The 26264-nt window shown below is 32.8% G+C and carries 30 protein-coding genes; 8 read left to right on the forward strand and 22 right to left on the reverse strand.

Going from position 1 to position 26264, the window contains the following annotated elements:
• Positions 1–205 precede the first annotated feature (205 nt).
• The 5 genes from GFU93_RS03970 (at position 206) to GFU93_RS03990 (ending at position 5010) form a co-directional block, all read left to right on the forward strand.
• Positions 206–1258: an alpha/beta fold hydrolase gene (locus tag GFU93_RS03970; RefSeq protein ID WP_160567443.1), complete on the forward strand. Its 1053-nt coding sequence runs from the start codon at positions 206–208 to the stop codon at positions 1256–1258.
• Positions 1259–1559: 301 nt separating this feature from the next.
• Positions 1560–2213 carry a response regulator gene (locus GFU93_RS03975; RefSeq protein WP_160567445.1) on the forward strand — a complete coding sequence of 218 codons (654 nt, stop codon included), beginning with the start codon at positions 1560–1562 and terminating at the stop codon, positions 2211–2213.
• 279 nt (positions 2214–2492) lie between these two features.
• Positions 2493–2909 carry a LexA family transcriptional regulator gene (locus GFU93_RS03980; RefSeq protein WP_105297408.1) on the forward strand — a complete coding sequence of 139 codons (417 nt, stop codon included), beginning with the start codon at positions 2493–2495 and terminating at the stop codon, positions 2907–2909.
• A 1-nt stretch (position 2910) separates the two neighbouring features.
• On the forward strand, positions 2911–4173 hold the full coding sequence (locus GFU93_RS03985) for a Y-family DNA polymerase (RefSeq protein WP_160565435.1): 1263 nt from the start codon (positions 2911–2913) through the stop codon (positions 4171–4173).
• A gap of 54 nt (positions 4174–4227) precedes the next feature.
• A complete protein-coding gene (locus tag GFU93_RS03990; protein ID WP_160567447.1) occupies positions 4228–5010 on the forward strand; it encodes a GIY-YIG nuclease family protein in 783 nt (260 codons plus the stop codon).
• 151 nt (positions 5011–5161) lie between these two features.
• Here GFU93_RS03990 and GFU93_RS10195 read toward each other — a convergent pair whose 3' ends face one another.
• From GFU93_RS10195 to GFU93_RS04100, 22 genes are all read right to left on the reverse strand, one after another.
• Positions 5162–5380 carry a hypothetical protein gene (locus GFU93_RS10195; protein WP_160542280.1) on the reverse strand — a complete coding sequence of 73 codons (219 nt, stop codon included), beginning with the start codon at positions 5378–5380 and terminating at the stop codon, positions 5162–5164.
• Between the two features lie 144 nt (positions 5381–5524).
• Complete coding sequence (locus tag GFU93_RS04000) at positions 5525–6181, reverse strand: ATP-binding cassette domain-containing protein (protein WP_160567448.1); 657 nt, start codon at positions 6179–6181, stop codon at positions 5525–5527.
• 8 nt (positions 6182–6189) lie between these two features.
• A complete protein-coding gene (gene modB, locus GFU93_RS04005; protein ID WP_160567450.1) occupies positions 6190–6867 on the reverse strand; it encodes a molybdate ABC transporter permease subunit in 678 nt (225 codons plus the stop codon).
• Between the two features lie 4 nt (positions 6868–6871).
• Entirely contained in the window at positions 6872–7636 is a 765-nt protein-coding gene (gene modA / locus GFU93_RS04010; RefSeq protein WP_105297402.1) for a molybdate ABC transporter substrate-binding protein, read from the reverse strand.
• A 15-nt stretch (positions 7637–7651) separates the two neighbouring features.
• Positions 7652–8560: a bifunctional molybdenum cofactor biosynthesis protein MoaC/MoaB gene (gene moaCB, locus GFU93_RS04015; protein WP_160542283.1), complete on the reverse strand. Its 909-nt coding sequence runs from the start codon at positions 8558–8560 to the stop codon at positions 7652–7654.
• A gap of 17 nt (positions 8561–8577) precedes the next feature.
• Entirely contained in the window at positions 8578–9837 is a 1260-nt protein-coding gene (locus GFU93_RS04020; RefSeq protein ID WP_160567452.1) for an alginate export family protein, read from the reverse strand.
• A gap of 31 nt (positions 9838–9868) precedes the next feature.
• Complete coding sequence (locus GFU93_RS04025) at positions 9869–10558, reverse strand: MOSC domain-containing protein (protein WP_160567454.1); 690 nt, start codon at positions 10556–10558, stop codon at positions 9869–9871.
• A 4-nt stretch (positions 10559–10562) separates the two neighbouring features.
• The gene (locus tag GFU93_RS04030) at positions 10563–11000 is read right to left on the reverse strand and encodes a molybdenum cofactor biosynthesis protein MoaE (RefSeq protein ID WP_105297399.1); all 438 of its coding nucleotides are present in this window, start codon (positions 10998–11000) and stop codon (positions 10563–10565) included.
• A 12-nt stretch (positions 11001–11012) separates the two neighbouring features.
• Positions 11013–12098: a HesA/MoeB/ThiF family protein gene (moeB, locus tag GFU93_RS04035; protein WP_160567456.1), complete on the reverse strand. Its 1086-nt coding sequence runs from the start codon at positions 12096–12098 to the stop codon at positions 11013–11015.
• Between the two features lie 20 nt (positions 12099–12118).
• Positions 12119–12349, reverse strand: coding sequence for a MoaD/ThiS family protein (locus GFU93_RS04040; RefSeq protein ID WP_160567457.1), 231 nt, complete (start codon positions 12347–12349; stop codon positions 12119–12121).
• A complete protein-coding gene (locus tag GFU93_RS04045) occupies positions 12346–12912 on the reverse strand; it encodes a molybdenum cofactor guanylyltransferase (RefSeq protein ID WP_160567459.1) in 567 nt (188 codons plus the stop codon). Before GFU93_RS04045 ends, GFU93_RS04040 begins: the two co-directional genes overlap by 4 nt.
• 2 nt (positions 12913–12914) lie before the next feature.
• A complete protein-coding gene (locus GFU93_RS04050) occupies positions 12915–13238 on the reverse strand; it encodes a winged helix-turn-helix domain-containing protein (protein WP_160567461.1) in 324 nt (107 codons plus the stop codon).
• Positions 13226–14419 (reverse strand): molybdopterin molybdotransferase MoeA, encoded by a 1194-nt coding sequence (locus tag GFU93_RS04055; RefSeq protein ID WP_160567463.1) that lies wholly within the window; start codon positions 14417–14419, stop codon positions 13226–13228. The genes GFU93_RS04050 and GFU93_RS04055 overlap by 13 nt, the downstream gene beginning before the upstream one ends.
• Before the next feature lie 38 nt (positions 14420–14457).
• On the reverse strand, positions 14458–15441 hold the full coding sequence (gene moaA, locus GFU93_RS04060; RefSeq protein ID WP_160567465.1) for a GTP 3',8-cyclase MoaA: 984 nt from the start codon (positions 15439–15441) through the stop codon (positions 14458–14460).
• Entirely contained in the window at positions 15434–15706 is a 273-nt protein-coding gene (locus GFU93_RS04065; protein ID WP_160567466.1) for a DUF6755 family protein, read from the reverse strand. The genes moaA and GFU93_RS04065 overlap by 8 nt, the downstream gene beginning before the upstream one ends.
• 4 nt (positions 15707–15710) lie before the next feature.
• Positions 15711–16217, reverse strand: a complete 507-nt coding sequence (locus GFU93_RS04070) for a Rieske (2Fe-2S) protein (protein ID WP_105297391.1) — start codon at positions 16215–16217, stop codon at positions 15711–15713.
• A 14-nt stretch (positions 16218–16231) separates the two neighbouring features.
• Positions 16232–16801 (reverse strand): 4Fe-4S dicluster domain-containing protein, encoded by a 570-nt coding sequence (locus GFU93_RS04075; protein WP_105297390.1) that lies wholly within the window; start codon positions 16799–16801, stop codon positions 16232–16234.
• A gap of 10 nt (positions 16802–16811) precedes the next feature.
• Positions 16812–19034 carry a molybdopterin oxidoreductase family protein gene (locus GFU93_RS04080; RefSeq protein WP_160567468.1) on the reverse strand — a complete coding sequence of 741 codons (2223 nt, stop codon included), beginning with the start codon at positions 19032–19034 and terminating at the stop codon, positions 16812–16814.
• Positions 19035–19081: 47 nt separating this feature from the next.
• Positions 19082–20137, reverse strand: a complete 1056-nt coding sequence (locus tag GFU93_RS04085) for a respiratory nitrate reductase subunit gamma (RefSeq protein WP_160542293.1) — start codon at positions 20135–20137, stop codon at positions 19082–19084.
• Between the two features lie 16 nt (positions 20138–20153).
• Positions 20154–21509 carry an MFS transporter gene (locus GFU93_RS04090; RefSeq protein ID WP_105297387.1) on the reverse strand — a complete coding sequence of 452 codons (1356 nt, stop codon included), beginning with the start codon at positions 21507–21509 and terminating at the stop codon, positions 20154–20156.
• 34 nt (positions 21510–21543) lie between these two features.
• On the reverse strand, positions 21544–23019 hold the full coding sequence (locus GFU93_RS04095) for a nitrate/nitrite transporter (RefSeq protein WP_160567470.1): 1476 nt from the start codon (positions 23017–23019) through the stop codon (positions 21544–21546).
• 48 nt (positions 23020–23067) lie between these two features.
• A complete protein-coding gene (locus GFU93_RS04100) occupies positions 23068–23457 on the reverse strand; it encodes an Rrf2 family transcriptional regulator (protein ID WP_255448640.1) in 390 nt (129 codons plus the stop codon).
• Positions 23458–23820: 363 nt separating this feature from the next.
• Between GFU93_RS04100 and GFU93_RS04105 the strand changes: the two genes are divergently transcribed.
• Genes GFU93_RS04105 through GFU93_RS04115 form a run of 3 tightly spaced genes read left to right on the forward strand, consistent with a single transcriptional unit; the run spans position 23821 to position 26238 of the window.
• Positions 23821–24261: an Rrf2 family transcriptional regulator gene (locus GFU93_RS04105; protein WP_160567474.1), complete on the forward strand. Its 441-nt coding sequence runs from the start codon at positions 23821–23823 to the stop codon at positions 24259–24261.
• A 7-nt stretch (positions 24262–24268) separates the two neighbouring features.
• On the forward strand, positions 24269–24988 hold the full coding sequence (ric, locus tag GFU93_RS04110; protein ID WP_160567476.1) for an iron-sulfur cluster repair di-iron protein: 720 nt from the start codon (positions 24269–24271) through the stop codon (positions 24986–24988).
• Positions 24989–24999: 11 nt separating this feature from the next.
• Positions 25000–26238 carry a hypothetical protein gene (locus GFU93_RS04115; protein WP_160567478.1) on the forward strand — a complete coding sequence of 413 codons (1239 nt, stop codon included), beginning with the start codon at positions 25000–25002 and terminating at the stop codon, positions 26236–26238.
• The last annotated feature ends 26 nt before the right edge of the window (positions 26239–26264 follow it).

The raw sequence follows: 26264 nt of genomic DNA on the forward strand, positions 1-26264 counted from the left end.
TAGTCAGTAAACTTATTTTATCTAACATGATAAAATTGTATTATCTTATTTATAGTTATAGATTTTTTAATAAAACCAATTTCTAAAATTAAGCATACATTATATACTGCCTAGTAAGGAGTAATTATTTATACCAACCGGATACGATTAAAATAATTACGATAAATATTATTGAATAAATATAATTTAATATATAAAAATGAAAATGAAAAATAAAATTATCTTAGCTTTTTTATGTTTATTACTTAATAGTATTAATTTATCTGCCCAATCGTTATCAAATTCTAAAAAAGGTATCTACAAAACAGGATTCCGTGAAATAAATATAAATGATTATTTAAGACCGCTTCAAATTGCTTTGATATATCCAACCTCGGCAAAACATCCCATTGCAAGAATTGGAGATAATGAATATATCATCGGTGAAAATGTAATTTATGATGCGAAAATATCCGATAAGAGCTTTCCTTTGGTTATTTTTTCTCATGGACTGAATGGGTCTTGGGACAATCATATTTGGTTAGCTGCAGCTTTAAGTAAAAGGGGATTTATTGTGGCAATGCCTAATCATCCCGGAACTACTTTGCAAGATATGGATCCGCAACTTGCTCGAGATATGTTAGCCCGTCCAGAAGATATTCGTCGTACAATCAGTTATTTATTGGAAACTAAACAATTTTCAGATCATATAGATGCTAATAATATCTCTATTATCGGACACTCTTATGGAGGATGGACTGCAGTGGAAGCTATTGGCGGTAAATCTTCTGCTAAAGTTTTCAAAAAAGAATGCCGTAAATATCCCATCATGTTAGCTTGTGACGTTTTTAATGAGCAAATGAAAGGTTTGGATGAAAGATCAGATTTTCTGAAATTAGATAAAGACATGAAAGATCCCCGTATCAAAAGAGCAGTAATCTTAGATATAGGATTTGGCCGCATGTTTATTCCGTCCAGCTTATCGGAAATAAAAATTCCGGTTTTAGTCTATTCCGCCGGACCATTTGTAGAAAGAATACCGGCAGAACTAGAAACCGGTTATTTAACTAAATATCTACCGGAAAAGACTTCCAAACACATAGTTTTAAATAATGCTACCCATTACAGCTTTATGGCTATCTGCAGAAAAAATGCAATAGAACTATTTAAAAAAGACAGACCGGATCAAGTTCATACTTGTGAATTTGATACGAATGAGCGTGCAAATATTCATACTCAATTGATTAAGCAAATAAGCAGTTTCTTAGTAAATAATTAGAAGCTTTTAAAAATTTCATAAATGCAAGGCTGTTAAAACTATTTAATAGCCTTGCCATTTTTTATATATACCATTTCAATAAGATTAGTAAAAAATTACCGATAATTATATATAAGTTACTTAATCTTTAAAAAACATGACTTAACTTCTATTGCTGTTATGATATCCTCAAAACCCTTTTCCTTATTTCGTTTTTAATCTCTACTAAAAAAGTGTAAAATTTTATCCCTGAATTTTAAAATAATAATCTTATTTTTGCAGGCAATACAAAGACAACAACACAACGCTAAAAAGTTTTATTATGTTTGAAAAGATTCTTATTGCAGAGAATTTCTCTAACGATAATTTTGCTGTTAAAAAGATAGTTGAAGAACTAAATATTCCTCATATTGACCAAGCAAATTATTGTGACGATGCCATTTCTAAAATTCGAAAGTCTTTTTCTAATAATTTACCTTATGGACTATTAATTACAGACTTAACATTTGACCCTAATCAAGAACATGTCATTACATGCGGGGAAGAACTTATTAAAGTAGCCAAAGAGGAATTTCCCGATCTTAAAATTATTGTTTTTTCCATTGAAGACAGACAGCCTATTATTAATTCTTTTTTTGAAAAATATAATATAGATGCTTTTATAACGAAAAGCGCAGAAAGTGCAAAAGAATTAAAGAAAGCCATAGAAGATGTATATGAAAATAAAATATACCTGTATTCCAACAAATCTCAAAAAGGCGGATTATTTGAGTTCACAAATAATGACCTGGAATTAGTACGCCTATTATCTGTTGGCATGAATGTGCCTGAAATTTCAGTCAAATTCAAGACAGAAAAGGTATATCCCAACAGTGAAAGTTATTTAAATAAAAGATTGGTATCGATTCGACAACATGCCGGAGCTGCAACTACTTTACATTTACTTACTTTATTTTCAGATTGGAACTTAATATAAATCATACGGTGAAATTTATTAAAAAATATTTTACAATCTAATTGATTTATTTTCAATTATATATGAAAGTTTAATGCATATATTCATGAAATCCATCAATTAAACAGTAAATATCCGATCCCTATATCCTTTCGGTATATAAATGATTGTTGAAACAGTTAGCACCTCATAAATATGCCTTTATTTTATTAAGGATATATCATTGATATTATCTAAATATCAATCAAATTGCTATTTTATCGCTTCTTTTTCAACATAATTCATAATAAATTTGCATTTATGAAGCGAAAAGATAATTTATCTTTATGGTTTGCAGGAGATATCAAAGCCGGATTTCCTTCGGCAGCAGATGATTTTCACTTGGAACGAATTAATTTGAACGACGAATTAATAAGAGATCCCGAAACCACTTTCTTGGCACGAGTAAATGGGGATTCTATGAAAGATATGAGGATTTATAACGGAGATCTTATTATCGTGGATAAAGCATTGGAACCTAAAAACGGCAATATTGCCGTATGTTATATAGACGGGGAATTTACATTAAAAAGACTAAAGGTAGTAAAGGAAAAAGGAATAGTAAAAGAAATTATTCTCCTGCCGGAAAACAAGGAATACGAACCGATCCGGGTTACTCCTGATCAAGATTTTATTATTTGGGGAATACTTACCCATACTATTATAAAATTTTCATAGCATGTACGCTTTATTAGATTGTAATAACTTTTATGCTTCTTGCGAAAGAGTGAGTAATCCCTCTTTAACAGGTAAACCTGTTTGTGTGCTTTCAAATAACGACGGCTGCGTAATTGCCCGTTCCAATGAGGCAAAGGCCCTCGGCATCCCTATGGGAGCTCCTGCATTTAAATATGAAAAGGTATTTGAAGAAAATCAAATATTCCTCTATTCCGCCAATTTTCCCCTATATGGTGATTTAAGTAACCGTGTAATGAATATCATCGGGCGTTATTGCAAAGAAGTTGAAATATATTCTATCGATGAAGCATTTATGAACTTTAACGGCTATATGCAATTAAATTTGCGGGAACATTGTTTAGACTTAAGAAAATATATACTTAAGGGTGTAGGCATTCCTACCAGCATAGGAATTGCTCCTACTAAAACACTTGCCAAAGTAGCTAACAGGATAGCCAAAAAATACCCTGAGCAAACCCATAATGTATATGTTATTGATTCTCCCGAAAAAATTGAAAAAGCACTCAAGTGGTTGCATATTGGAGACATATGGGGAATTGGAAGAAGATTAAACAAACGATTTCAGGCAAAAGGTATTCGTAAAGCTTATGAATTAGTTAATCTTCCGGAAACATTTATACGTCAGGAAATGGGAATAGTAGGAATCCGCATGATTAATGAATTAAAAGGAATTCCTCAGCTGGATATAGATTTGCCGGCTCGTAAAAAGTCTATTGCCACTACCCGCACCTTCGATTACATGACCGACAAACTAGAAGATTTAAAAGAAAGAGTAGCTACCTTTGCCGTAAAATGTTCAGAAAAATTACGCGCACAACAAAGTTGTTGTAATTATGTGACTGTATTCCTGCATACAAATTTCTATAGAGGCGATTTAATTCAACATCACCCCGCTGTTACTTTAACGCTGTCTAATCCCCACAATTCAGCTATTGAGTTAAGTAAATGCGCTCAAAAGGCATTGGAAACCATATATAAAAAGGGGTATCAATACAAAAAAGCAGGAGTTATTGTTTCTGGTCTAATCCCTGAATCGGAAAGACAAATTTCTTTATTTGACGAGGATTATTATCTGAAACACCAACCTATTATGAAGATTATGGATAAGTTGAACCATAAATACCATGAAGATAAACTGAAATTGGGTTGTCAAGATATTAAAAGGACTTGGAAGATGAAGCAGACCCGACTTTCTAAACGTTTCTCTACCGATATGAGGGAACTTATACAAGTTAAGGTATAAGGAAGATCCGGCTAAATATTATCCGATGATAATTTTATAAAAAACAGAGTGAATATGCGTGAGGATTTAAAAAAGATGGTTACCGATTTACCCACCGTTCCGGGAGTATATTATATTTATACCCATGAAGAACGATTGATTTATATCGGAAAAAGCAATAATATCAAAAAAAGATTAAGCCAACATTTTACTTGTACCGACCGTAAATCGGTAAAAATACAAAACTTTGCTTCCAAAGTCAGGTATGAACCTACAGGAAGCGAATTAATTGCCCTGCTTATGGAATCTGAGGAAATAAAACACCATAAACCTATTTATAACAGAGCGCAAAGGCACAGCATTTTTTATTATGGCTTATATCCCGAAATAACTCAAGAAGGGTATATATCTTTACAATTGAAAAAGATAGATAACCGATCACAGGAAATTAATTCTTATTTGAGCTTAAAGCAAGGAAAAGAAGATTTATTCCGCATTACGGAAACTTATAAACTTTGCCAAAAAATAAACGGATTGTATAAATCCAAGGCTCAATGTTTCCAATATACGCTACACGAGTGTTTAGGCGCCTGCGTTAATGAAGAACCCGTAGATGATTATAACAAGCGTGTGCATCAATATTTAGAAAAAAATTCTTTTCCACAAGAAACCGTATTATTAAAACTTCCGGGAAGAACAAAGGATGAAAAGGGATTAGTTTTAATTGAAAACGGAATTTATAAAGGATTCGGATTCTGCCCGAAAAGATCTCGAAAAGATCCGTTAACGTTTATTATGCCTAAATCGGATAACAAAGATGCAAGAAGAATTTTAAGAAGTTATTTGAAAAAACAATAAAACAGGTTTACTACAAACCTAATAATTTTGTTTTCAATCAATTATTATTTCCATACCGGTAATGTACTGTATTTTTTACCCCCTTTAAATACAGACAATTGTTTACGTTTAATAGAACGTTTTTAGCGTTATATTATTTTGCCTAATAATCCTAATAATCATTTATTTTAAAAAAATTTTCAAGATATCTTTTATAAATTTTTACATGAAAAATTAATAATAAAATAAAAATCATACTAGATAAAAAAGTAAACCATAAAGGCGAAAAAACTATCAACCAAGACCATTCTATAATATTTAAAAGTTTTAAAATAATAAAAGTAATTGTTAAAAATCCCGGCAAAGAAGAAAGAAAAATTAATAGTTTCATTTATCTAGAAGTTAGTTTTAATTTTTCAATTATATTGTGAAAAATTTATTTAGCGCACACAAAGATACAAATTTCTAAAAAAATATACGAATTTTAATAAAAATACATGTATTTTATACAAGAAAGATAAAATAAAATATAATTCTAAGAATTCTTGATTAGTCGAATTTGATCGTATTCCATATATAAAACACACTGTGCCATTTTGTTAACTTCGTCTTGATCGTGAGAAACTACTATGGTAGTAGAACCAAAAACAGCATGTGTCTTTAAAATTTCGTTTTGAAGTTTTATCCTCATCGTCGAATCTACAGAAGACAAAGGTTCATCCAGAAGTAATAGATCCGCTTTTTTAGCCAAAGTTCTTGCAAGAGCAGTTCTTTGTTTTTGTCCTCCTGAAAGTTTATCAGGTTTCTGATTTCGTAAAGCATCTAATCCATAAGACTTAATTAGAGTATCCACCCATGCTTTATCTTTTACTTTATTTTGTGCAAAAGATATATTTTCTTCCACCGTCATATTGGGAAATAAAGCATAATCTTGAAACATGAAACCTATGTTTCTTTTTTGCGGACTTAAATTTATGTTATTTAAAGAATCATAGAAAATGCGATCTCCTACTTGAATTATTCCCCTATCGGGTTTTGTTAAACCGGCAATCATTCTAAGAAGTGTAGTTTTTCCTATTCCCGAAGGCCCGGAAATACATATTAATTGGTTTTCGGGAAGTTCAGTTTGGAAAGATAGAATACGACTTCCTTCCGAGGTTAAAATTCTATATTCAATATCAATATATATCATTAAGAAAATTATATAGTTTTAATTTTAAACCCTTTATTAATGCTATAAATGAGAGTAAGCAATATAAATGAAATTAAAAATAAAATAAATGAATATTGATTTGCGGTTTTATAATCTAATGCTTGTACCTGATCGTATATGGCAATAGAAGCTATACGAGTTTCTCCGGGGATATTTCCTCCAACCATTAACACAATTCCAAATTCTCCTATACAATGCGCAAAAGTTAATGCTACACCGGTGATAAGAGAAGGCTTTATATTAGGTAATAAAACTTTGAAAAATGTAGTTGTTTTGGATTTTCCTAAAGTATAGGCAGCTTCTCTGTAACTTACAGGAAGAGACGAAAATCCATTTTGAAGAGATTGTATCATAAAGGGCAAACCTGCTATAATACTTGCTATAATTATGCCTTCAAAAGTAAAAGCTAATCTTGTATTAAAATGTTTCTCTAAAAAAGCGCCCGGGATGTTTTGGGGACTAAAGGCCACCAATAAATAATAACCCAGTACCGTGGGAGGAAGAACTAAAGGCATACAGATCAAAGCTTCTACCAGGGGTTTTATTTTGAAATGCGTATATGCCAACAGGTAGGCAACCGGCAACCCTATAAACAATAAGAAAACAGTTGATAGAGTTGCCAACTTACCTGTAAGCCAAAGAGTGTTTATAAAATCTTCGCTCAATTAATTAATCTTTTTTTGCTAAACCGTATCCGTATTTTTTCCAAATATTGTCACATTTGGAACTGATAATATAATCCAAGAAACGAGAAGCTTCACCGTTTTTTTCCCATCCGTTTATAAGTACGGCAGCTTGTGCTATCGGTGGACATATATCTTCCGGTAATACATAATAGTGCCCCTTATTTTTCATTTCGGGTGCTAAGGCCAGCGATAAAGCAATAAACCCTATTTCTGCATTTCCTGAAAATGCATATTGAGCCGTCTGATTAATATTTTCTCCCCATACAATACGTTTACTTATTTTATCGTATAAATCCTCCTTTTTAAGTGCATTAACAGAATTTAAACCATAGGGAGCATTGTCCGGATTAGCAATGGCTATTTTTTTAACTTCCGGTAATAAAACGGCTGACAATCCTTGCGATAAATTCAATGTAGAACTCCACATGGCTACTCTTCCGTAACAATAGTTAACTGCCGATGCAGAAGTTAACCCTCGATCTTCTAATTTGCCGGGAAATTTAGTATCTGCAGACATAAAGAGATCAAAAGGGGCTCCATTAATAATTTGTTGGGTTAGAGTTCCTGAAGATCCATAAGTAATTTGGAGATCTGCGCCCGGGTAATCTTTAAGATATTGTTCTTTAATTTCTTCCAGTACATATCTTAAATTAGCAGCAGCGGCAATAGTAGCTTTACGTTCTTTTGTACAAGATATTAAGCCGAATAAAAATAGTAATATCGGCAAAAAAACTAGCTTACGTTTCATGATTATATAAAATTTTTAGTGTTGTGCTCCTTCAATTATTTTGAAAATATGCAGTATCGAAGGAAAAACTGCATCCATAGATTCTTCTGCTCCTTTGGTAGAACCCGGCATAGTAATTACTAAGGTATTTCCGATTAATCCGGCTATGCTTCTGGATAACATGGCTAAAGGCGTTCTGTTTTGCCCATAGCTTCTTATCGCTTCAGCCACTCCCGGAATTTCTCTTTCCAGTAAAGGTTGAACCGCTTCAGGCGTAACATCCCTCTTAGATAATCCGGTACCGCCGGTTACCAAAATTAAATTTACTCCTTTCCGGTGATATTCTCTAATTTTGGTTTGTATATCCTCTTTTTCGTCCGGAATAATTTCATAATCGGAAACATCTACTCCTATGGTTTGAAGTTTTTCCATAATTACTTTACCAGCACGGTCTTTTTTATCACCCTTAGAAATGCTGTCAGAACAAACCAATATGGATGCAGTTAATGGTAAATCAAATGAATTGCTTTTATCTGATTTTCCTCCTCTTTTTTCCAGTAATTTAATTTGTTGGATTTCGACATTCTTATCAATGGGTTTAAGCATATCATACATCGTTAGGGCAACTACCGATGCCGCATGCATAGCTTCCACTTCAACTCCTGTCTTATAAATGGTATGTATTTCAGCATAAATATAAATCTCTAACTCTTTCATTTCATAGGTTATGGAAGTATATTCTATGGGCAACGGATGACAATCAGGAATCATGTCACTTGTTTTCTTTGCCGCAAATAATCCGGCAACTTTTGCCATTTCAAAAATATTTCCTTTGGGAACTTTGTTATCCTTAATAGTTTGAATAGTTTGTTGAGATCCCACCTTAACCACCGCTTGAGCTATGGCTTTTCGTAAAGAATTACTTTTATGCGTTATATTTACCACTTATTTATTTTTTAAAATTATTTTTCTGCTTTGGTTGAAAAGAATACCGGTTTGAAAGTAATCATGATATAAGCCCATTGTGGAAACTTGGTATCAACTCCCAATTGATCTTTTAGTATTCTTGTTCCTTTGTTTTTCATATAAGTACTCCAACCTGCTTGTAAAGATAATGTTTGAGAAACTGTATAATCTGCCAATAAATCTATTTCAGATCCTATGCCTTTGTTATTTCGGTTATCCATTTTTTCAGCAGTTGAGAAAGTATGGAATCCTCCGTCAAAACTTAATTTTGAATTTGCTTTTATAGACACTCCACCGTATAAATCAAGTAACCCTTGCTTAGGTAAGGTTGCCCAATACTCCATAGATCCATTAAAAGAATGGTTAGCTCCATAAAGTTTATTAAAGGTGTGATCTTTAGATTTTGATAACGTGGATTTGGAACCTGAATAATAATCAACCCCTACGTTAGCTGAAATGAAATCGGAGAATCTGTACTTAGTTTTCAATGCTAATAAAGAAGCATCTAATTTACTGTCAGATCTGTCATATCCAAACTGGTAATATCCGGTTGCATAAAATGAAAAAGGAATGCTGCGATCATCTAATCCAAAGTTAGCTCCTACTGTATTTCTAAAGATAGAAGTTTTTACTTCTTCAGGAACTTCTCCTTTTTGGAAACCTTCATTAACCCATATGGCAGAAGCTGTAAATTTTCCAATTGGTTTATATAACCAAGTATAGAATAATGATTTATAACTTTTGTCATACACAGATTCATAAAGGACATCTGCTGCATTGTTCCAACCTCCTCCGACATGTGCTTTAAATTTAGAGGTTTCGTATTTTAATTTTAAAAGGTCATGTGCATTAGGGGTATTGCTCCAGTTACCGGATGAAAAAAGACGCTTGTCGTCATATTCTAATATTTGACGTCCTAAAACTCCTGAAAATTCAGGGGTAAAGAAATATTCTGCCCAAGCTTCGTATACTCCTAAATTATTTCCGGTTTTATTTATTCCATTTGATCCATACGTTTCCGTATCTTGTAAAGTAATTTTAACTTTATAATCTTTTTCAGAATAAGTAGCACCCAATCGTACCCTTAAGTTATTCACATAAGCAGCATCTAAAGAATCTGCCAAAGGCTTACGAAAACCACTTCTTAATTCTCCTCTGGTTCTCAGTTCTCCGTCAATTTTAATTTTCTGTGCAGTTAAGAGACTTAAACTCCCTAAACTAAAAAACAACAAATACCAAATTTTTTTGTGTTTCATAAATTTAATTTTAGTTAATAATTAATTTTCTCTATTTAAACAACCGTTTTTCCCAATTTTCAATGGTTCCATTTTCTAAACGATTGCTAAATATTTTTTTCCAACTTAGTGCTAATGATTTTATCTTTAATAATTTGTTTAAAATTTCCTTATCTAAACAATTTTCTTTTTTATATAAAATAGTTAATAAATAGGTTAAACTATACTCGGGGTATGGCCGATCTATTAGCTCAATAGTATCTCCTTGTTTCAAACTTCCTTCTTCCAATACACGATAATACCATCCTGTTTTTAAACTTTCTTGTACTCTAAGCGACATATCACTGCATTGAAAATGATAATTTAATTTCCAACACGGTTGTCTGGCTTGACTTACTTCTAACACGCAGCTGCCTATTTTATAAATATCTCCGATCATAACCGTTTCTTCCGTCATTCCTAATGAGGAAATATTTTCGCCGAATGCTCCTGATTTCTCTAATAAAGGAAGTTCAGGCAAAGACGTTTTCCAATATTCATAATTTTCAAAGGCATATTGATGTACCGCTTTTTCTTCTCCTCCATGATTGATCTTATCACTCTGTTCATCATTAATTAATACCAATTTGGATACCTTTTGCGAGTCGGTAACTTTTTTTTTGTTAATGGCGCTTTGATATTCTGTGTTAGCCAAGCGTTGTATTTTACCTGCATGTAAAGAGCTAATTAAAGGTTTTTTCATGGTTTTATTGTTTGTTTTCTTTCCATTGGTAGCTGTTATCGCTAAATATTTCTTTACCCCAAATGGGAAGTTCTTTCTTTATTCTCTCAACTAATTCGTCACAAGCCAGCATAGCAGGTTTTCTATGTTTAGATGATGTAAAAACAAAAAGACAAATTCCGCCTTTTTTTACCAAACCGAGGCTATGATATACATGCATGCACAACAAATCATATTTAGAAAATATTTCTTCCCGTAGTTGTGAAAGTTTTTCAACGGCCATTTCTTGATAGGCGGTAAATTCTATTCCTTCAACTTCCTTTCCTTCAACTATATCTGCTCTAACTTGTCCTAAAAAAATACTATGTCCTCCAATATCTTTTTTATGAGTATGGCTTTGAATACTTTCAGAAATAAATTCAGCGGGTATAGCTCCCTCTAAAAATGGATATATTTTTTTCATATAATTTTCTATTTAAAAAATCGTGTCAATTCCGTTTCGAATATGCCATACAGCTTTATTGGGAAACAATTCTTTGGCTATCTCGACAGCTCGGCTGCTGCGTATTCCCGTTTTACAAACAAATACAATTGTGTCAAATTTTTCAAGAATAGGTATATTTTCTTCAATCACAGACAACGGAATTTGTATATAGTCGAAACCGGAAATTTTGGGTAGTTCATTTTCATTTCTTACATCAACCAGTATCGATTTTTCATTGGAAAGTACTTCTTCCAACCGGGAAAGATTTTCAATTTCATTTTCGGATGAAAAAATTCCACAACTACATTCATAATCGACTGTTTTAAATTCATCTTCATTTTTTGGAGTAGAATTTTTTTCCGACTCGGCAAAATTAATAATTCGAGTACTATAATACAAGATGTTAAATATCATTAATTTATGTACTAAAGGTTCTCCGATACCTGTAATTAATTTTATAACTTCTTGGGCTTGAATAGTGCCAATTATACCCGTCAGAGTGCCCAAAACTCCTGTCTCATTGCAGGTTGGAACTTCTGAAGGTTTGGGTGGATCAGGAAACAAATCTCTGTAATTGGTTTTCATTTTATCTTTTTCCACATTGAATACAGAAACTTGACCTTCATATTGGTAAATGGCTCCATATACTAAGGGAATATTTTTTAAGGTACAAATATCATTAAGAAGGTACCGTACCTGAAAATTATCTGTACAATCTACAACGATTTCATAGAAATTTATAAGTTTATAAACGTTTTTTGAAGTAACCTTTTCTGTGAAGGAGGTAATTTTAATAGTTGAGTTCATTTCTTCAAGCCTTTCTTTTGCTGCTTCCGATTTAAACTTTCCTATATCGCCTTCTTTAAATAAAATTTGTCTATGTAAATTGGTCAATTCAACAGTGTCATAATCAACAATTCCCAATTGTCCAACTCCGGCTGAAGCTAAATATTGAAGCACGGGGCAACCCAATCCTCCAGCTCCCACCACCAATACACGAGACTTACAAAGTTTATTCTGGGCTTCCAGACCAAATCCGGACAAAATTATTTGTCTGTTATATCTTTTAAAATCCATCGATTGATTAAATTAAATTTTTATCCTCCGGAATATGGCGGAAGTAAAGCTATTTCTGCACCTTCCGAAATCGGGTCTGTTTCTTTTGTATTTTGGTTATTAACAATAATCAAATAATTTAATGATTTTAATTCAGGAAAATAAGTTTCCAATATTTCTTTAAGCTCTGAAACAGTATTAACTTTATCATTTAGTTGATATTTTTCAGAATGAAAAATATCGGTTAATTTCCCGAAAATTTTAATATTCATATTGTTTTAAAATTTTTTTCGATTTTCTTAAATTCTTCTTGGGTATTTATATTTGAAAAGATATCTTTTTCAATTATCTCAGTTAGGTCAATTACTTTAGATTCGGATTCTATAATAAATTCCGTCAATTTTAATTGGTTATGGGCTAGTTTATCTTCTATAAATTGTAGTGCATCATAGGTATATATTCCAAACAAAGGTTGAATTCTTCCGCTATAACTTGCAATGGTGGCTAAATTTGTACTGAGGTTGTCAACTAGATAATTAATTGCTTCGGAGGTAATAAAAGGCATATCACAACTTACAACAAATACATCTTTCTTTGAGTAATCTAATGCTGCATGAATTCCTCCCAATGGTCCTTTATTTTTAATCTTATCTGCAACCAATTCTAAACCGAATTGTTTATATTCTTCTTTATCCGTATTAATTTTAACCGATGGAAAACATTGGGATAAAACTTCAATGCTGTATTGTATTATAGGAATTCCGTTTAGTTTTTTTAAACCTTTATCCTCTCCCATGCGAGTACTTTTTCCTCCTGCAAGGATATAAGCTTCCATTGTTATAAAGTTTTGGTTTTAAACAAATTAAACTGTCCGTTTATTTTTTTATATTCTTCCACAATTTTTTTCCCTTCTTTTGTCAAGAAAGCACCTCCCCCATTTTTACCTCCCAGATTTTTAAAAACCAGCGGTGTATTGGAATATTCGTTCATTTCTCTTACCATTCCCCATGCTTTTCTATAAGGTATACCGATTTCTCTGGCCGCAGCGGCTATAGATCCGGTTTCCTCAATACTGTTCAATAATTCGGCCCGTCCCCTGCCTATTTTTAAGCCGTGGGTAGTTTCTAACCAAATATATCCTTCTATTTTTAAATTCTCCATACTGTAACTTTTTCCCCTTGACGGATCATTCTTTCCTCTCCCGATATTTCTACTATACAATTCGCGCTACTGAATGAGTTCATTTTATAGGATTCTTGAGAGGATGTTATACTTACCTCTCCATTTTCTAAATGCCCTTTTAAAAAATTAGTGAGTTTATTTTTTTTGTTAAAGTCGTTTAGCAACTGGGCATCTTCATAGGAATTGAAAATATGATTTTCTCCTTTAAATCCTTTTAAGAAAGGACGAACATATTGATAAAAACACGTTAAAACGGATGCGGGATTACCGGGTAAGGCAAATACATAATGTTGATCTTTTTTACCAAAATATAGTGGTTTACCCGGTTTTTGCTGAATTTTATAAAAAAGTTGATGTATCTCTGCTCTTTCTAAGCTTTCTTTTACATAGTCATAATCTCCTACAGAAATACCTCCTGTAAGCAATAATACATCAACTTCAGCTGTTCTTGTTTGGATTTCATGAAATGTTTTTTCTTTATCATCAGAAACTTTTACTATAAATTCAACTGAAATATCCATTTCTTTTAAAGCAGATTGCAGCGTAATTGAGTTACTCTCATATATTTGTCCTTTTTTCAAAGGTGTTCCAGCTGTAACTAATTCATTCCCTGTAACAATAATACCAATTTTTGGTGAAGAAAAAACGTGTACCTTTTCAATTCCAAAACCTGCTAACATACCTATAACGCCCGGTGTAATCAATGTGTTTTCTGCTGCCACTAACTCACCCTTTTTTGTTTGAGAACCTATGGGGCGTATATTATCTCCTTTTTGAAATTCTCCTTTTTGAACTATTAATTTATTATTTTCAACGGTTGCTTTTTCTTGCATGACTACTATATCTGCACCGATCGGAATCATTGCTCCGGTAAATATTCGAGCTGCTTCTCCTCTTTTTAGAGTTGGCAATTCAGTTTGTCCCGCTTGTATGACGTATTTAACCGTTATTTCGTTTTTATCCACCCAATCTTGATAACAAAAAGCGTATCCGTCCATCGCTGAATTGGTAAAATTCGGTACGTCTATGGGTGCATATATCGGTTTAGCTATATACGAATGCAAAGAATCGCTCAAATTCTTCTCACGAATGGGACATTTAATACGTATTTCGTTGGAAATAAGGGTTCTCGCCTCAGATACTGTTATAAATTCATTCATGTTTCAATAGGTTTTTTTTGGCATATCGAAAAGAAAAGTTAACCGCCAATTTTAATCATACTCCTGTTTTTAAGATATTCGGGATTTAATTTTATAAAATTTTCAAATTGACCTCCCATTTTTTTATGTTTGTTTTTTAGAAAAGATTGTATGAGCGGTTCAATATCTTCTCCTTTTCGTAAGGTTCCTAAAATATCAAATTCATCTTTTCCAAAGAGACAATTTTTCATCTTTCCGTCAGCGGTAATTCTCATTCTATTACATCCTTGACAAAAAGGTTGACTCATGGTTGTTATAAAGGCAAAAGTTCCTTCATATCCTTTAACTTTAAATTTTTTGGTTGTATCGTGATTGTGATCCTGAATTTTCTCATAAATAAAATGAGAATCTATTTCATCCAACATTTCGTCCATAGTAATAACCTTATTTTTTTCCCATTGATTTCCATTAAAGGGCATAAATTCTATAAAACGAACCTGTATTGGAAAATTTTTAGTTAATGAAATGAAATCTTTTATTTCGTCATCATTAACATTTTTCATTAGTACCGTGTTGAGTTTAACCTGAAAACCTCGGTTTACGAAAAGTAAAATATTATTCCAAACTTGAGAGAATGCATTACGCTTTGTAAGGAATTTAAATTTTTCTTCTTGTAAACTGTCAATGCTGATATTTACTGTATGCAATCCTATCTCTTTTAATAAATCCGCATACTTATGTAAAAGAATCCCGTTGGTTGTTAAATTCAATTCTACCGGTAAAGTAGACAACCTTTTAACTATTTCTTCAAAATCACGTCTTACCAAAGGTTCTCCTCCGGTAAGACGTATTTTATTTATTTGATATTTAGTAAACGTTTTAGCTATGCTGAAAATTTCTTCCGGACTCATTAATTTTCCGTAAGGCAAACACTGCATTTTTTCATTGGGCATGCAGTAAATACAACGGAAATTACAACTGTCTGTAAGAGAAATTCTCAAATAATTATGAATTCGATTATAACTATCAACTAGTTTATTCATATTTATTATTCGGATCTTTTTTTAGATTTTTAGGTGGTTCCGGTAAATATCTTAGTAAAAAGACGGCTGAGATGAAAAGAAAAACCGAACCTCCAAATGTTGCCCATGCAAACGCCTGGTTATCATCTAACGCATTGTTCAATGCTCCATACATCATCCATACCTGCAAGGTTAAAATTAATATTAATATAACAATAATTGCAGACATTAATGTATTAATTTTATTTGAATTTGCTGAATTTTGAACTTCTTTGAAATTATTCATATTCTTAGGCTTTATCTTTATCTGTTACGTATACTTTTCCATCTCTTATTACAACAGACAGTTGAGGTAAGGGTCTTGGTGGCGGACCTTGCAGTACTTCTCCTGTTTCAGGATTAAAAAACCCTTTATGACAAGGACAAACGATTTTATTTTGATCGTGATCATATAATACCGCACAAGATAAATGAGTGCATTTTTGTTCAAAACATCTCCATTTATCTTCACCTAAATGTATAAGTATATAGGGTACTTTATGGTTTTCATTAATTACAAAGGCTTTCATCTTTCCAATAGGAACTTCTGTTGAGTTACAAACAAAATATTCTTCATCCAGCCTTTTTTTAGGAAATAATAAAGATTTAGCAGCTATTGCACCGTTTCCTATAGCCAATCCACCGGATAGTAGGCATAAAAACTTTGCAAATTCTCTTCTTGAAACATGCGTTGCTTCATCCTGCTTTATAGGAAAATCTGTTTTCCAAATGGGTTTCTCTTTATCTTTTTTTGACATTTTCTTCAATATTATTAGTGAACTTTTAACTCGGTACTTCCTTTTGGCATCATAATATTTACTTTGGTAACTACTTCTTGTTTACCAAAAATAAACTTATTCACCGGTGTACTGTTCGGACGTTTTGCTTCTATTTCTTCTAAAGTTCCATAGAATAGTGCTCCACTTGGACAAACCGTTGCGCACATAGGTTTTAGTCCTGCACTGGTACGGTCGTAACACATATTACATTTCATCATTAGTTCTGCTTCTTCCATTTTTTTAGGTACTCCGAATGGACAAGCCATTACGCAGTTAGAACATCCGATACAACGAGAAGTATTTGCTGAATGTACCACACCGAAAGTATCTTTAGTTATGGCATCAGCCGGACAAACATTAGCACAAACGGGATCATCGCAATGCATACAAACCTGTACAGTGGTTTGTATGGTATGTTTACGATCAACATAATGGATATTGATCATACTGTCCTGTCCGTTAGTTTCACACTCAGCACACGCCATTTCACATGCATGACATCCAATGCACCTTTGCATGTCCACGAAAAAGCCTACATTTTTATTATATTCTGTACTTACCATATTTTCTAATTTATCCAATTGAACTTTGGAATGCTTTGGATTCTTCTTCTTTTGATAATTTTTTACCTGTATTAATTAATTTACATGCACATACTTTAAATTCGGGCATTTTGGAAACAGCATCTAAAGTTGATATTGTTAATTGATTCACCGAATGTTTTCCTCCCCAGTGATACGGTATAAATACGGTATCTTCTCTGATGGTTTCTACAACATTGGCAGGAACTATCATTTCTCCTCTTCGAGTTACTACTCGAATTAAATCACTATCTTGTATACCGTATTTTTGTGCCAGATTAGGATGTATTTCTAATAAAGGTTCAGGATATTGGTCCACCAATTTACCGATCCTTCTGGTTTGCGTACCGCTTAGATATTGAGAAACAACCCGTCCTGTAGTTAAAATAATCGGATATTCTTCATCGGTCATTTCTGAAGATAAGCGATAAGGGGCCGGATTGAAATGTGCTTTTCCATCAGGTGTTTTAAATTTATAATCTTCCCAAAGCCTAGGAGTACCCGGATGTCCTATTTCAGGACAAGGCCAAAAAACTCCCATTTCTTTTTCAATTCGATCGTAAGTTATTCCATAATAATCAGCTCTACTGTTTCTGGAAGCTACTCTCAATTCATTGAAAATTTCTTCGCTGTTTTTATACGGGAAATAAGATTCTACTCCTAACCTTCTGGCTAATTCCAAAATAATACTGGTATCGGTTCTGGCATCTCCCGGAGGGGTTACACATTGACGCACACGAACTACCCTTCCTTCTGCTGTGGTAACCGTACCTTCTTCTTCTTCCTGCAGGGATCCTGCTAAAACTAAATCGGCATAACGTGCGGTTTCACTTAAAAAGAAGTCTATGGCTACATAGAATTCTAATTTTTCTAAGGCAGAACGTACGTAATTATTATTAGGTAAAGAAACTAAAGGATTAAAGCAAATGGATATAAGCCCTTTGATTTCTCCTCTATGGATTGCCTCAATAATTTCCCAAGCACTGTATCCTTTGTGCGGTAAATCTTTTTCATCAATTCCCCATATTTCGGATACTATTTTTCTGTCTTCAGGATTTTCTATATCTCTGTTTCCGGGAAGTTGATCACATTTGTGTCCGTGCTCTCTACCTCCTTGTCCGTTTCCTTGACCTGTTATGGTACCATAACCACAATAAGGCTTTCCAAGTCTTCCGGTTGCCAACACTAAATTAATGCATCCAACTACATTATCTACCCCTTTGGAATGTTGCTCGATTCCTCTGGCATGTAATAAGAAACTGGTTTTGGCTTTACCCCATATCTCGGCTGCTTTGCGTATTTTATCTGCTGAAACACCGGTTACCTCTTCAGCCCATTCTACCGTATGATCTTGAATTGACTGTAAGGTTTCTTCTAAACCTGAGGTGTGTTTTTCTATAAATTCATGGTCTACCCAATCGTTGTCAAATAAGATTTTAAGTATAGCTCCGTATAAAGCAGAGTCTGTACCCGGACGTAAATCTAAATGTAAGTCTGCAGTTCTGGCAAACGGGGTGACTCTTGGATCGACTACCACTAACTTTGCACCGTTATCTCTGGCTTCCCAAAGTCGATAAGTTAAAGTAGGGAACGTTTCACTCACATTTGCTCCGGCTACCATGATAACTTCCGCATGTTTTAAATCTGCCCAACTGTTGGAAGATCGGTCCATTCCGAATGCTTTTTTATTACCTGCACCGGCACTAACCATACAAAGTCTTCCGTTGTAGTCCAAATTAGCTGTTTTTAAAGCTACACGAGCAAATTTACCGATCATGTAACTCTTTTCATTGGTTAGTGAAACTCCTGAAAGCATAGCAAAGGCATTGTTTCCATATTGCCCTTGAATTCTATGAATTTCTGAAATTATCTTGTCAAATGAATCATCCCAAGAAATAGGCTTAAAACCTTCGTTTTCAACCCTTTGCATCGGATGAAGTAATCGATCCGGATGATTATCTTGCAGATAACGCTGAACACCTTTTGGACAAAGTCTTCCTTCATTAAAAGGAAACTCTTTCCAAGGTTCGAATCCGATTACTTTATTATCTTTTACTTTTAGCTGAATACCACATTGCATTCCGCAAAAACAACAATGTGTTTTTACAAGTTTATCCGGATCTGAAATTCCTTTGAAACCTTCTTTAGGTGTATAATTTTTATGAGGTCCAAATTGCTCTATAATTTTATCTCCATCTACAGGTAATTTAGCCATATAATTAATTTTATTTTATCATTATAATTACTATAGTTTCTATTTTATTATCCGAAGAAACTGCCGGATTCTTTTCTAGCTTTGAGGTGAGCGATTGCAAGGGCAGATCGTTTTCCTTCCGGGCTATAGTCTAAATGACTGCTACCGTCTTCTAAGGTAAAGTCAAATCCCAATTCTTTGGTAACAGTTTTAAGGTCATTAACGTGCATTTTGGTAGCAAATTCCTCTTTGGTGTGAGGACACACCGCCATACCTTGTCTTATACCTTCTGTTTTATATATATTGGCACCTAGTTGCGCCGGACGTTGGAATATGTGGAAAAATTTTCCAAACGGCATCCATACTAAAAATAATATCACAGTAACCGCGTGAGAAACTGACATGAATTGATTGGTTTTTCCGTCCAAATAGGTATAGTCGAAAACAATTCCTATTCCTGTTAATGATATGGCTATCAACAAAAGTAGCGGTAACCAATCTCCGTCAAATGTTTGCGTAGCTATTAAGCCTCCGTTGGTAAGCCTTCTTTTCATCATCATAATTGAACCGATGATAACTAATATAGAACACCAAACCAAAGCATGAAATACTAAAAAAGCAAAGAAAGATCCTAATTGAAAATCCATTACTTTAAAACCAAACATATGAGCTTCATAGGTGGACATTGAACCTGATTCTAAGGTAAAATGTATCCAACCGAAAGTTAGCGGAAAAGTTATACAAAATGCGATCAAACAACCGGTAGCTAACATAAAATGTCCTATCCATCGGGTTCGACCTCTCGGGTATATAAATTTTTGAAAAAGTATATTTTGACAAAATAATTTAAGCCCTCTTATTGCATAAGCGATAAAATGCTTACTGAAAAAAAACTGCCAAGAACGTCTCCAATACATTTTAGTTGGCGGACGTTGCAACCAAATGGAATACCGATAGGTTACTCCAAATACACAAAAGACAGCTCCAAATAAATAGGCTATTAATGCGGCGTCAAAATTTTGAAGATTGCGCGAACCTATAAAAACTAAGGCAATAATTAAGAGTGTAGCAATAGTTGCTTTTAACAATGCCGGTTTATTAAGTGTACTAAATGATTTAAACATAATTTTTATGATTTATTTAGCTTGGTCTTTCAGCTCCTTTTCTTTGATAGTAATACCAATTTATAGCAGTTGCTAAAAGTGAAAATATAAGTATTCCCCAGAAAAAAGAATTTACACTTTTCAATCCTGAAGCTTTAGATGATTGTAATTCAGCTCCAATAATCATTGAAAAGATAAACGGTCCGTAGGCTGCGATAGCTGCTGTCCACCCAATTACTCCTGCAGAATGTACCGGGTTATCTTTGAAAATGATAGGAAATTGTCTGAAAGTTCCCGCATTTCCCATTCCTGAGAAAAAGAATATGGTTAACATCATAGCTAAGAATAAAGGAAATTGATCTATGGAAGTTGGTGCTACTAATCCCATAGTAATCATAACTGCAATACAACCGGCAAATCCTAGACCTGTAATTGTTGTTAATACGGCTCCTCCTACTTTATCTGCAACGAATCCAAAAGCTACTCTACTGGCAGAACCGATTAATGGACCATAAAATGCATATTTTAACGGGTCCGGAGCTCCCGGAAAGTCTCCATATAATGATTTTATCATTAACGGAAATGCTGCTGCAAGTCCGGAGAAAGTACCGAATGTCATAAAATAAGTAATTGTACAAAACCAAGTATGTTTGATTTTGAAAATCCCTAATTGTTCTTTAAATGATGATTTTAAAGGGATGCTTCGTAAGCCAAACCAACAAACTAAAGTCATTATTATTAGTATCGGTGCATATATTAAAGCCGGGCTTTGTAGATAAATCGGTTTGGTCGTTACTTCATGAGTAATTGGATCGGTAGTTTTTAAAATTTCCGGAGCTCCTACAATGGCTACTCCCAGTAAAGCCGGAGTTAAAAATTGTACGATACTTACTCCAAAATTACCAATACCTGCTTGTACTCCTAAAGCTGTTCCTTTTAAACGTGCCGGGAAAAACATATTGGTTGAAGGCATAAAAGATGAAAAGTCTCCACCTCCGAATCCCATGGTAAAAGCCAATACAGCAAATACCCAAAATGGAGTTTCAGGATTCATTACTGCTAAAGCTATACCGATTACCGGTATTAATTTTATTAAGGTAGAAAATGTAACCGTATGTCTTGTCCCGTAAATTGGGATTAAGAAAGTATGGACAATACGCAAAGTTCCGGCTGCTAATCCGGGAAGTGAAGCTAACCAGAATAGCTCTTTTTCGGTAAAGTTAAAACCTATACCCGGAAGTTTAGTTACAATACCACTCATTAAATACCATACGATAAATGATAGTGTTAGGGATATTGTAGTTATTGTCAATGTTCTCCAAGCTATTTTCTTACCTGTAGATTCCCAAAAATTATTGTCTTCAGGCTTCCATTCTTTTAGCCATGTACCCATATTTGAATTTATTTTAAGTTATAATTTGATTCTTTTATTTTTTTTCTATATCATTATAAATTTCAGGCATTTTCTCACGAGTCATTTTTAATATTACTCTGTGCATACAAATTAGACAGGTTAATGAAATAATAAATATTAATATCCAAGAACTGGTCCACAATCCTGTATAATTAAGAAAATATCCAAAAATAATTGGTCCGATAAATCCTCCCAATCCACCGATAAGGCCTACCATGCCTCCTACAACTCCCACTTCATTAGGAAAATATTCAGGTATATGTTTGTAAACAGCCGCTTTTCCTATTCCCCAAGAAATTCCTATACATATTACCAATACTAAATAAACCCACATATTAGCATCAAAACTGATTTCAGTAATTCCTTTAGCTAATAAATCCTTTTTATTAACCTGCTGGTTTTCTTTTACAACAATTTCTTGCCAAGATTCTTTAGTAGGAAATATATCTTTTTTCTTATCTGCTCTATCTTCCTTTTCTTTAATTACATATTCTTTAGTGTCTACAGTTACGCTATTTGCCGTAACTTTAGTTACTATTCCTTTTTTGGCTGCAGAAACTCCTTGTCCATCCGTATAAATATCCATTTTAGGGAACATTAATAAGAAACTTAATGCGACAGAAGAGCCTAATACCCAATACATAACTTTCCTTGCTCCAAATTTATCTGAAAGATATCCCCCAAAGGCTCTTATTACTCCTGAAGGAAGACTAAAGTAAGAAGCAAACATTCCTGCTACTACTAGAGACGTTCCGTAAACGTTCATAAAATTGGGAACCAACCATTGAGAATAAGCTACGAAAAAACCGAATACTAACAAATAATACAAACCGAAACGCCATACTCTCCCTTTTTTTAATGGAGATAACATCTGATTCAAATTTCTGGCATTTCCGGCCGGTTTTTTATTTTTTGCAAATAGTAAAAATAAAATTCCTATAACCAACAACACTGTTGCATAAGTTATCGGAAGCATTTTCCATCCGTTATCGGGATCATTTTTTGAAAAATAATTTAAAAGAGTCGGGGCAAAAAAAGTGGTTAAAGCTGCTCCTGCATTTCCCATTCCAAAAATTCCCAGGGCTCTTCCTTGCCATTCTTTAGGATACCAAACAGAGGTATACCCTACTCCTATAGCAAAGCTTGTTCCTACAAATCCAAATAAAAAGCTTAATAAAGCAAATATCCAAAATGATTTTGCCATCGGTAGTAAAAATAAAGGAATGGAACAAAACAAAAGTAAACCTGCAAATACATATTTACCGCCGAATTTATCCGTTAAAATTCCGATAGGAAGTCGTAAAAGTGACCCTGTTAAAACAGGAATACCCAACAGCCATCCCGTTTCTACCACTGAAAAATCAAATATGCCTTTATCTACTAAGTAAGTTACTAAAACGCCATTGAGTGTCCAACAGGCAAAGCAAACCGTAAAGGCTAAGGTATTTAAAAAAAGTATTTTGTGAGATTGAAGTAATTTAGTGCTCATTTAATAAAGTAGTTTAATAATAGTTAATAGTTATATAATAGTTAATTGTTAGACTTCTAAAGTTGAATCCAAAACATATTTTTTAAAATCGTCTTTAATTTTATAAAATTTATGATGTAAAGGACAAGGGTTTTCTGAAGAACAATCTTTTAAACCTAAAAGGCATCGATTTATAGATTTTTCTCCGTCTACCGCTATAACAATATCTGAAATCTTGATTTCCCCCAGTTCTCTGCTTAAAGTGAACCCGCCATTTTTACCTTTCATTGAAAACAATAAACCTGCTTTAACCAATTGCTGCAAAATTTTAGCAGTAAATGGCCCGGGAGTGCCTAATGCTTCACTTACCTCTTTGACTTGACGCAAATTATCTATTGTACTGTTAGCACTTAGATATATCATAATTTTAATTGCGTATTCACTTGTTTTTGAAAACATTATTTTCTAATGCAGAAATTAAACATAGTTTTATTTCTACAAATATACAAATTAAAAAATTATAATAAGACTTTTATATCCTATTATCTTCAATATTTAAAAAGATTATAAATAACTGATTCATTTTCAATTTCTTAACTTAATATACCATTTAATATTATTATGTTTTTTTAAGATATATGTATGAATATTTTATATTTATTTTACAATTTATATAATAATATTTACCTTAATTTAATTTATTATTCTGTAAATCAAGCGTTTTTATCTCATATAAATATTGATAATTTTCTATATAATAAAAGATATTTTTGTCCTTTATTATTTTTTTTATACCTTTGACACAATTTAAATATCTTGAAATTGTTTTCGAAGAGCTGTGAATATGCTATTAGAGCGACGATATTTGTTGGTGCGCAATCTTTCAAAGGAAATAAACCGGGTTTGAAAGATATTTCCGCAGAAATTAATTCTCCGGAGGCGTTTACCGCTAAAATCTTACAAACTTTAGTTAGGCATCATATAATTACTTCCCATAAAGGACCTTCGGGTGGGTTTAGTATTCCTATTGATTCTTTATCGGAAATTAAAATATACGACATTGTATCGGCTATTGATGGAGATTCAATTTTTACGGGATGTGCATTGGGATTACCCAAATGCTCGGAGAATCACCCTTGCCCTGCTCATCATAAATTTAAGGCTATTCGGAATCAATTACAGGATACTCTCCAATCAATCAGTATTGAAGATATGATTACGGATGTAATTTCCGGTTTAACTTTTTTAAAAATAACAAATTAAATATAATATGGAACATAATTGGAACGCAACTATTGGAGAAATTGTAGCAGAAAATTATCAAACAGCTTCCGTTTTCTCAAAATACGGTATCGATTTTTGTTGTAAAGGAGACAGAACTATCGAACAAGCTTGTGATAAAAAATCAATTGATATCAAAGAATTGACCGATCAACTCAATGAAGCAATAGCTGTTCGCGAGGAAAACATTGATTTTAAATCTTGGCCGCCGGATTTATTGGCAGATTATATTGAAAAAATCCATCATCAATATATTCGTGAAAAAAGTCCTTCATTGTTAAAGTTTTTAAATAAAGTACAGAAAGTTCATGGTTTTAGGCATCCCGAATTAGTAGAAGTTTATCAATTATTTCAAGCTTCTGTAAACGATTTAGAAGCACATATACAAAAGGAGGAAAGAATTTTATTTCCTTTTATTCGTCAATTGAATGAAGCTAAAAATAAAAATTTACCCTTTGTAACTCCTCATTTTGGTACTGTACAAAATCCTATTGAGATGATGAAGCACGATCATGACATTGAAGGTGAACGATTTAAAAGAATTTGCGAATTAACTCAAAATTATACTCCTCCCATGGAGGCTTGCAATACGTATCGTGTATCTTTTGCTATGCTGGATGAATTTGAGCAAAATTTACACAAACATATTCATTTGGAAAATAATATTTTGTTTCCAAAAGCTATACAATTGGAATCTTCTATGAACTAAGAATACAAACGATGATTAAAAAGTGGATTTTTGTAAGCTTTTTAAATGTATTTGTTGCCGGAGTTCTGGGATTTTTACTCAGGATATTTCAATACTATGAGGTACGTTTTCCTTATGGTAATTTTTTACATACTCATTCTCATATTGCTATTCTGGGAGGATTGTATCAAATATATTATGTATTAATCTATCTGTATTTTATCCCTCAAAATAAAAAAAATTTCTTCTCCTATTCTGCCTTATTTTGGATTACTCAATTAACTATTTTGGGAATGTTATTGAGCTTTCCGATTCAAGGCTATGGCTTGTTTTCTATATTGTTTTCCGTTATACATATTTTATGTTCTTATTATTTCTGCTTTATAACTTTTAAGAGTATTACTCAAGAGAATGACTTGAGTTCTATTTTTCTTAGATCTGCATTAGCTTGTATGCTCATATCTTCTTTTGGAATTTGGGGACTGGGGATTACAATGGGAACATTAGGTAAGAACTCTGTATTGTATTCTATTTGCATACAATTTTATCTACATTTCCAAATCAACGGTTGGTTTTTATTGGGCTCTTTGGCTTTATTATTACGTTTGGTTTCAATAAAATCTTTAGGTGTTCCGCCTAAAATTGCCAGGTATTTTTATATTTTGATTTTAGGAGGTATACTTTTAACATTTGGCTTACCTCTTAGCTGGTATTTTCATTCGATTTATATTTATTTTGTATACTCTTTAGGGATTCTTTGTAACATTGCCGCTTTAGTATTGTATTTAAAGTATATTCATCCTTTTATTGTAAAAATTAGTAAGACAAATGATTATATCCTATCTCTTTTATATGGTTGTTTTGTAATTTCCTTTGTTGCAAAAAACGTTCTCCAACTGTTTCTTTTAGTACCGGAAATGGCTCAATTATCTCATGAAATTAAAAATTTACGTATAGGATTTATACATTTGGAAGTTCTTGGAATGTATACAACTTTAGCTGTTGTTTTACTCTTGATACAATGTCAATGGATTAACTGCAGAAATAATCTTATACAGATCGGTACTTTCTTTTTCTTACTTTTCTTCTTTATTTCGGAAAGTTTATTATTTATACAAGGATTTTACATTTATTTAGATAAAGGTTCAATTCCTTATTATTCTTGTGTTTTGTCTTGGATCAGCTTGTTATTTCCTTTAAGTTTTGGATTATATTTGATGTATTTATATCAAGCTAATCTTTCTTTAAAAAGCAATAGCCAAATCCAGTAAAGTATTGAATAATTAAAAATTAAAAA

Source organism: Apibacter sp. B3546, assembly GCF_009827885.1.
GTDB lineage: Bacteria > Bacteroidota > Bacteroidia > Flavobacteriales > Weeksellaceae > Apibacter.